The sequence below is a fragment of the Weizmannia sp. CD-2023 genome, from assembly GCF_036225245.1.
GTDB lineage: Bacteria > Bacillota > Bacilli > Bacillales > Bacillaceae_C > Weizmannia > Weizmannia faecalis.
The window spans coordinates 1-8,256 of sequence record NZ_JARTJQ010000080.1 but is presented as its reverse complement, the minus strand read 5'-3'; the positions used below and the strand labels follow the sequence as shown (position 1 = coordinate 8,256).

General features: G+C 48.0%; 6 protein-coding genes. 5 read left to right on the top strand and 1 reads right to left on the bottom strand.

What is annotated here, in order from left to right; translation table 11 throughout:
• Nucleotides 1–198: 198 nt before the first annotated feature.
• Complete coding sequence (gene solA / locus P9687_RS11910; protein WP_014097583.1) at nucleotides 199–1,344, top strand: N-methyl-L-tryptophan oxidase; 1,146 nt, start codon at nucleotides 199–201, stop codon at nucleotides 1,342–1,344.
• A 61-nt stretch (nucleotides 1,345–1,405) separates the two neighbouring features.
• Nucleotides 1,406–1,876 carry a divergent PAP2 family protein gene (locus tag P9687_RS11905; protein WP_061577762.1) on the top strand — a complete coding sequence of 157 codons (471 nt, stop codon included), beginning with the start codon at nucleotides 1,406–1,408 and terminating at the stop codon, nucleotides 1,874–1,876.
• Between the two features lie 857 nt (nucleotides 1,877–2,733).
• Here P9687_RS11905 and P9687_RS11900 read toward each other — a convergent pair.
• Nucleotides 2,734–3,516, bottom strand: a complete 783-nt coding sequence (locus P9687_RS11900; RefSeq protein WP_035190809.1) for an SDR family oxidoreductase — start codon at nucleotides 3,514–3,516, stop codon at nucleotides 2,734–2,736.
• A gap of 355 nt (nucleotides 3,517–3,871) precedes the next feature.
• On the opposite strand from P9687_RS11900, the gene P9687_RS11895 reads away from it, so the two are divergent.
• The 3 genes from P9687_RS11895 to P9687_RS11885 all read left to right on the top strand — a co-directional run bounded on the left by P9687_RS11895 (nucleotide 3,872) and on the right by P9687_RS11885 (nucleotide 7,919).
• Nucleotides 3,872–4,966, top strand: a complete 1,095-nt coding sequence (locus P9687_RS11895; protein ID WP_026685160.1) for a glycosyltransferase family 2 protein — start codon at nucleotides 3,872–3,874, stop codon at nucleotides 4,964–4,966.
• Nucleotides 4,959–5,645, top strand: a complete 687-nt coding sequence (locus P9687_RS11890; RefSeq protein WP_061577761.1) for a hypothetical protein — start codon at nucleotides 4,959–4,961, stop codon at nucleotides 5,643–5,645. The genes P9687_RS11895 and P9687_RS11890 overlap by 8 nt, the downstream gene beginning before the upstream one ends.
• A 222-nt stretch (nucleotides 5,646–5,867) precedes the next feature.
• Nucleotides 5,868–7,919: a methyl-accepting chemotaxis protein gene (locus tag P9687_RS11885; RefSeq protein ID WP_061577760.1), complete on the top strand. Its 2,052-nt coding sequence runs from the start codon at nucleotides 5,868–5,870 to the stop codon at nucleotides 7,917–7,919.
• Nucleotides 7,920–8,256: the final 337 nt, after the last annotated feature.

Genomic DNA, 8,256 nt, shown 5'->3' with positions numbered 1-8,256 from the left:
CTACAAGGAGGGGAAGCATTGACCCAAACGATCCTACGCCCATTATCCGGGACCCTCGCGAAGCGTCCAAGTCCGAACTTGTATGCCGGGCGAGCCCGGAATACAAAATCTTATATTCACTTGTCAATGAGCAGCAGAATGAACTGGAAATTGACATCCACTTTGGATTTAAACTTATTATACGAGGGAGGGAATACAATGGAGAAACATTACGATGTTATTGTCGTTGGTGCCGGTTCAATGGGAATGGCAGCCGGTTATTTTCTGGCAAGGCAAGGTGTAAAAACGCTTTTGCTGGATGCTTTTGACCCGCCGCATACATCCGGCAGCCACCACGGCGAAACGAGAATCATCCGCCATGCCTACGGGGAAGGACGGGATTACGTGCCGCTCGTGTTGCGGGCGCAAACGCTTTGGGATGAACTGGAAAAGGCATCCGGAGAAAAGATTTTTGCCAAGACCGGCGTCCTCAGTTTCAGCCCGGAGGATCATGCGGCCTTTTTAAACGAAGCAATCGAAAGCGCAAATACATACAACCTCCCGATTAAAATGATGACCGGTGCGGAAGTGGAAAAACGCTGGCCTGGCATTTCACTTCCCGCTGGCTTCCAGGCCATTTATGAACCGGATGCCGGCGTCCTGTTTCCCGAAAATTGTATCCGCGCCTACCGTAAACTGGCGGAAGCAAAAGGTGCGCGCTTGCTTGCCAATACCCGGGTTACAGATTTGAAAACCGACGGACAAACTGTCACCGTTGTAACAGAAACCGGCACATTCACCGCTGAAAAATGCATTGTCAGCGGCGGTGCGTGGAACGGGAAATTGCTTGAAAACTTAGGGCTCAATTTGCCGCTTCAGCCGGTCCGGAAAACGGTCGGCTGGTTTGAAGCGGACGAAGCGCTGTTCAATGCAGATGTGTTTCCGGCTTTTACAATGGACGGATACGAAGGAACATACTACGGTTTTCCAAGTTTTAATGGAAGCGGCGTGAAAGTCGGGCGCCATGACGGCGGGCAGGCGGCAGACCCTGATACAATGAACCGGGAATTTGGCGCATACCGTGAAGACGAAGGAGATATCCGGGCCTTTTTGAAAACATACATGCGGGGGGCAGCCGGCCGCTTAAAAAAGGGAAAAGTATGCTTGTACACCAATACGCCGGATGAACATTTCATCATCGATACCCATCCTGTATATCCCAATGTGGCCATAGCCGCAGGATTTTCAGGACACGGCTTTAAATTTGCAAGCAGTGTCGGAGAGATGCTCAGCCAAATGGTGTTAAAAGAAAATGCCGAAAGCCCATTGCCGCTTTTTTCAATTAACCGGGCGGCTCTTGCATGATCATCATCGCAGCGTACACAGCCGGACAGAAAAAAATAGTTTTTTTCATGAAGGAGGAAAAATGTTTTTATCGTATCCGATTTTATCCGCTTTACTTGGAATGCTTGTAGCACAAATCATAAAAGTGCCCATTCATTTCATCACATCAGGGAAATTTGACTGGAGAATGGCGTTCAGTACAGGCGGAATGCCCAGTTCGCATACCTCGATGGTCATTGCCCTTACAACGGCGATCGGGCTGACTTCCGGATTCGGTTCCAATGCCTTTGCCATCAGCATCGTGTTTTCATCCATTGTCATTTACGATGCCACCGGTGTGCGCAGGCAGGCTGGTTTTCATGCAGAAGTGCTGAACCAGCTGCTTGCAGATTTCTCCCGGCTTCTCGATACAATGAAAGACCCGGGGCTGAAAAATGCCGAATCCCGGCAGAAACTGAAAGAACTTTTAGGGCATAAACCGGCGGAAGTATTTTTCGGGATCATAACGGGCATCCTCACCGCCGTGTTGACGTTCCTCTTGTACCCGTTTTAAAAAACCGACTATATAAATGAACAAAATGTGGCCGCTCTGTTCAGTAAGCCCTATGTAAAGTAAGCGTGGAAAACGCAGGCCTTTCTTCGCATAAAGCCTGTCTATGTGAAGTAAGCGTGGAAAAACGCAGGCCTTTCTTTACATAGGGCGCGTCTACGTTAAGGAAGCGCGGAAAAATGAAGGTCTTCCTTAACATATAGGTCGTCTACGTTAAGAAAGTGAAGAAAAACGACGGCCTTTCTTCACATAGAGCCTGTCTAGGTTAAGGAAGCGCGGAAAAATAAAGGTCTTCCTTACATATAGGTCGTCTATAGATTAAGGAAGTGAAGAAAAACGACGGCCTTTCTTCACATAAAGCCTGTCTATGTTAAGGAAGCAAGTAAAAACGAGGCTCTTCCCTAACATATAGGTCGTCTCTGTTAGGGCTTGCTGAACGAATCCGATTCTAAGTTTGTACCCAATTTGTCAGCAAGCAAGTTATGTCTCAAAAAATAGAAGAATCCGTCTTCGAAAAGGCGATTCTGTCTTCTCTATACGTTGAATCAGCTTTCAGGTGCAAGCTATTTCCAATTTCTGCCGAAGCTGTCAACATCCTTATCAAATATAGAAATTTTATGTATTCAGTAAGCCCTATATCGTAGTTTGCGGAGTACGATTACAAGCACTGTGTTCCTCTTGTACCCGTTTTAAAAAACGCAAAAAAAGGCGGCGGACATGGAGAACGTTACCGTCTTTTAAATGATTTTATCCAGCCTTTCACTTTTTCAAAGCAACCGTTATGGAATAGCCGAGCGAACCGGATTCACCCGGCAAACGCTAGGACCCCGTAGGCCCGCCAGCTGGTGTGAAAAATCCATTTATCCCCGCAGCAGCGATTCCGTCCCGTCGATATAGATGTCTGTGCCGCTGATATGGCTGGAATCGTCCGATGCAAGGAACAAAACAAGATCGGCAACTTCTTCCGGTTTTCCCGGCCTTCCGGAAAGCGGCTGGTCGCCTTCAGGAAATTCAATCGGAATTTGCACCTTTTCCAGTTCTTCCGTACGGTTCGTATTTTGCTCAATTTTTGTTTCAATCGCTCCCGGGCAAACGGCATTGACCCGGATTTTATAGCGGGCAAGTTCCAAAGCTGCCATTTTCATAAACGCTACCTGCCCGGCTTTTGAACTGCTGTAAGCGGACATGCCGATGTTCGAAAAAATGCGGTTGCCGTTGATCGAGCTCGTGATGATGATACTGCCGCCCCTATTTTTCATATGCGGGATGGCATATTTTGTGAGGAGAAAAGTCCCTTTTAAATTGGTCGACAACGTTTTTTCCCAGTCATCCGGGGTCAAGTCTTCAATCGGTGCCACGGTCCCGTTAATGCCGGCATTCGAGAATACGATATCAAGCCGGTCCCATTCCCTGACTGTCTTGTCAACAGCCGTTTTCACCTGTTCCGGATCAGTGACATCGACTTCCAAAGCCATCGCTTCCCCGCCATTTTGTTCAATCCGTCTTTTGACCTCATCCGCCCGTTTCTGTTCAATATCCATTACGCAAACTTTTGCGCCTTCTGCAGCAAGTTTCAAGGCGGACGCTTCCCCGATGCCGGACCCGCCGCCGGTTACAATCGCTATTTTATCTTTCAATCTCATCTTCATTTACTCCTCTCCGATGGAATACGACAGTAGTTTACCCGTTCTTCAACCGTTTGTAACAAACAGGCGGGGGAAAACACTCGCCGGGAAGTTACTGAAAAAGAGCACCTGGACTTTGTCGGAAAAGCATTTGCGAATGGAGTAAAAAGGAAGCCGGGGACCATTCGATTGAGCATTTTCTCGGGGCAAACGGGCACGCGCTGCCGTTTAAGAGTAAGGCATTGGCGTTCGGAAAAACGGCCGTTTCCCTGCACCGGAACAATGCCGGTTCTTTGTTTTTCTCCTCTTTTCCATGTAATATGAAAATAGGATATTTTTCTAGACAGATTGGTTTAAAAGGGGGTTGGATGATATGATCGGAAATGTCGCAGTTGTCATTCCGGCACTGAATCCGGAAGCGCAGCTCGTCCATTATGCCGATCGCCTGTTGGCAAAAGGAGCGGCGCGGATTATTGTCGTGGACGATGGAAGCAGCCCGGCATGTGCGCCGATTTTTCAGATGCTGTCGCAAAAAGAGAGATGCACCGTGCTCCATCATCCGGCGAACCGCGGGAAGGGGCGTGCGCTGAAAACAGCTTTTGCCCATATTTTGGCGCATCACGGCAGCCTTTCCGGTGTGGTCACAGCAGATTGTGACGGCCAGCACAGTCCGGAAGATGTTGAAAAAATGGCAGCAAGCCTCCGGCAACATCCGCACAGCATCATTCTCGGCGCACGGGATTTTAGCCTGGAGCATGTCCCGCCCAAAAGCCGGTTCGGCAATCGTTTGACAAGCTTTCTCTTTAAAGCCCTGTACGGCGCAGAGATCGGCGATACGCAGACAGGCTTGCGCGGCATCCCGAAGCAGGAGCTCGGCTGGCTGCTGGCGCTGAAAGGCGAACGGTTTGAGTATGAAATGAACATGCTCATTTATGCAAGAAAAATGAACGTAAAAATCCGGGAAGTGCCGATCCGCACCATTTATTTTAACCGCAACGAAGGTACCCATTACCGGCCGGTTAAAGATTCGTTGAAAATCTTCCGTAAAATCATATCCGGGCTTTTTTATTATGCTTTTCCCGCACTGATCTTTTTAATCGCAGATATGCTCAGTTTCTCGCTTTTATACCGGTATGTTCTGGCAGGGATTCCGCATGTATGGAAAGTGCTCGCGGCCACTGCTGCCTCACAGGTGGTTGCCTTTGCCGCCTTTCTTATGGTCAAATACAGGCTTTTAAAATGGAAACGATTTTTAGTCCGGTACTTGATGGCATGCCTGTTGTTCATCGTGGTCTCTTTCTTATTAATCGAAGCCGGATCCGGTCTGCTTCAATTTGATCCCGTGCTGGCAAAAACGATTGCAAGCCTTTTTCTTGCCCTTTTCTTCTACCAGCTCCAGCTTCATTGGGAAATTTTTTCCGGCTACCCGGAATATGGGCAACTGGCAGGGGAGAGGCGCCATGGCTAAAGGTTACGGACTATTTTTTAAATCAGTGCGCCAACTTGTGCGTTTCGTTTATCCGTCTTACAAAGCGCAAATTTTCGGGAAAATTGCCGGACCTGCCGTTTATGTTTCACACCATCGCAATTTATTCGGCCCGTTTGTTACATTGCTTTGGTATCCGGAATTTATCCGCACCTGGATTTTGCACGTTTTTCTTGACCGCAAATCTTGCAGCAGGCAATACGCCGATTACACGTTCACAAAAAGATTCGGCTTTCCGCGGGCTTTGGCGAACCCGGCCGCCTTTTTTCTCTCATTCATGATCACAAAGCTGCTGAAATCCGGGAGAGGCATTCCCGTTTTCCGGAGCTCGCGCAAAATCATCCGGACGTTTCAGGAAAGCGTCGAAGCGTTAAAGAACGGGGAGAGCATCGCCATTTATCCCGATATTGACTACACAGACAACGCGGCGGGTGTAAAAGGGATGTACGAGGGTTTCCTGTATTTGGAAAAATATTTTTACAAAGAAACCGGCCGCCACGTCCAGTTTGTCCCTTTGTACGCCAGCAAGACGAAACGATTGCTTGTTACAGGCACGCCGGTTTTTTTCCGGGAAGGGGAAGATTTCCGGACGGAGAAGGAAGTGGTATATGAAAAATTGCACAAGGCATTGAACCGGCTCGCAGCGCAGTACGGCGAATAGCAGGCAAAAAAACGGCAGGGGCATGCTCTGCCGTTTTTTTCTGCAAAATGAATCATGTTCCGTCGCTATAGATGCCTTACGTTTCGGCTTTGCTCCTGAGGACAGGCCAGCCCCCAATATCAAAAACTTTTAAAAACAACGAATTCTAGCCCCTGCCTAAAGCTTTTGCGGAATGGTTCCGATACCTAATAAGTGAGAACGTACATCAAAGGGGAGACAACATTGAAAAAGCAAAAGAAATTCATTCCGCTTACCGTCAAATGGGGCGGCCTGATTTGCGCCGCCATGTTGATATCCATTTTGGCAACGGTTGGACTGGAATATGCCACTACAAGCCATCTGTTAAAAACGAAAAACCGTGATGTCAATCAAATGGTTGCAAACGAAGCGGCATCGCAGGTGGAAGCAGGGCTTGCAAAATACGAAACCTCGCTTGACGAGCTGGCAGGCCTTGTCGAAACGGATCTCCAGCGGAAGAACAAGATGCAGGATATTGAAGCCGAAATCAAATCGGTCCAGACACGGAACAAGCAACTCGTTTCCGCTTATTATATGGATTTCGAGACCGGAAAACTCCATATTTCCCCGGATGCGAAGCTTGATCTGGACGTGCGCAATACGAATACATACCGCTATTTGCAGAAAAAGCCGCAACTGCAGTGGATGGATATTTACAAAGACAAGGTGACAGGCGCCATTATGACGTCCGTTGTCGCGCCGGTTTTTTCGGGCGGAAAGATGGCAGGCGCCGTCGGGTATGACATCAATTTATCCGAAATGGGCAAGATCCGGACAAACATCGAACGCGATTCAAACAACAAACTTGCGATTTTCGATGCAAAGGGCGTGATCGTGACGTCGTTTTTAAAAAACGGCGATGGGAAAAATGCCAAGCCGGCAAACAGCGGAAAAGTAGAAGGGGTAAAAGACTTTGAAAGCAGCACCCGGCTTGACAAAGATTTTGCTTTTGTCGAGAAGATTTATCGTCAAAAGACAGCGACCGCAACTTTTCACTGGAACGGGGCAGGATATGATGTCTATGCCACAACGATCCCGAAAACCGGCTGGAAAGTAGCCTCTTTTAACCCGCAGTCCGAATTCAGCGCTCAGATTGGCAAAATAAAGAAGATGGGACTGCTTTCAATCGGCATCGGGCTTTTGATCGGCATTGTCTTTGCTGTATTGATTGCCGGCCGGCTCGTTCATATTATCAAAGACCTACAGCAAGTGCTGGCAAAAACGGCGGAAGGGGATCTGGTTACAGCGTTTGCGTTCCGATCCAATGATGAAATCGGGGAACTGGCTAAAAGTTACAATGCCATGCTTCACAATATGCGCAGCCTGATTGCAAAAGTAAGCGACAGTGTCGATAACGTCAACAAAGCGGCTGCCGGCCTTCGTACGGTAACAAAAGAAAATGAAGTGGCTGTGACGGATGTTTCTAAGGCAGTGGAAGAAATTGCGGCAGGCGCAGCCAACCAGTCCGATCATATTGAAACCGGATCAAATGCAATGCGCGATTTGGGCGGTGAAATCGAAAAGCTCGCCGCACAATCGCAGGTCATTGAAAATGCGGTGGATCAAGCAGGAACAGAGATCCAATCCGGTACGAAACAGGTCGATAATCTTGAAGCCTCTTATCAAAAACTGGAACAGGCTTTTGAAAGAGTCACATCGATGATGGCCGGGCTGAATGAAAAATCGAAATCAATCGCACAAGTCGCGGATGTGATCACGCAAATCGCTGAACAGACGAATTTATTGTCATTAAATGCCTCGATTGAAGCGGCGCGTGCCGGTGAAAACGGAAAAGGCTTTGCCGTTGTCGCCAATGAAGTGCGCAACCTGGCCGAGCAGTCGAAACAGTCGGCAAAAGATATTCGGGCGACGATTGCGGACGTGCTCCAAGACATGAAAGAACTAGTGGACGTCATGGAGGAAACGAATGAAATCAGCACCGGGCAGAGAAAAGCGGTCAACTCCGTGAGCACTTCAATTGCCGTTTTGGCCGAAGGATTGGAGAAGATGCTCAGCTCAATTAAACAGGAAGCTGCATCGATCCGCTCGATCGGGGAACAAAAAGATGCCGTTGTCCAAATGATTGAAGACCTCTCCGCTGTTTCCCAGCAAACCGCTGCCGCTTCAGAAGAAATCTCATCTTCCATGGAAGAACAAGCCGCCTCAGCCGGCGAACTCTCCCGCTACACAGAAAAACTGTTCACCCTCACGGAGGAACTGGAGAGGGAGATTGGGGAGTTTACAATTAAAAAATGATACAGGAGGGGAGTGAAAGCCGTGCTTGCACTCCCTGATTTTTGCCTGCTGCATCCAGATGAATAAAATACATTACGGGAATAACAGACGGTTTTTGTATGTGTAAAATTTTACTCGACGGGGCAGATGAGTGGAAAAAAATGGGAAGACGCTCTATCATCTAATTGTACACTTCAAGATGAACATCTAGAGAGAGAGTCTTCCCATGGATATTATATCAATAATTGCTGGATTATTAAAGGATACAAAGAGTCTTATCGAATTTGAAGAACAGCTTAAACTTCTGATGCAGAAGGCTTTTACACAATGGGTTGGGGAAATATTTGAAGAGTTAGAT

Coding starts and splice junctions, on each gene's coding strand:
- solA (WP_014097583.1), top strand. CDS start 199: ATGGAGAAACATTACGATGTTATTGTCGTTGGTGCCGGTTCAATGGGA.
- P9687_RS11905 (WP_061577762.1), top strand. CDS start 1,406: ATGTTTTTATCGTATCCGATTTTATCCGCTTTACTTGGAATGCTTGTA.
- P9687_RS11900 (WP_035190809.1), bottom strand. CDS start 3,516: ATGAGATTGAAAGATAAAATAGCGATTGTAACCGGCGGCGGGTCCGGC.
- P9687_RS11895 (WP_026685160.1), top strand. CDS start 3,872: ATGATCGGAAATGTCGCAGTTGTCATTCCGGCACTGAATCCGGAAGCG.
- P9687_RS11890 (WP_061577761.1), top strand. CDS start 4,959: ATGGCTAAAGGTTACGGACTATTTTTTAAATCAGTGCGCCAACTTGTG.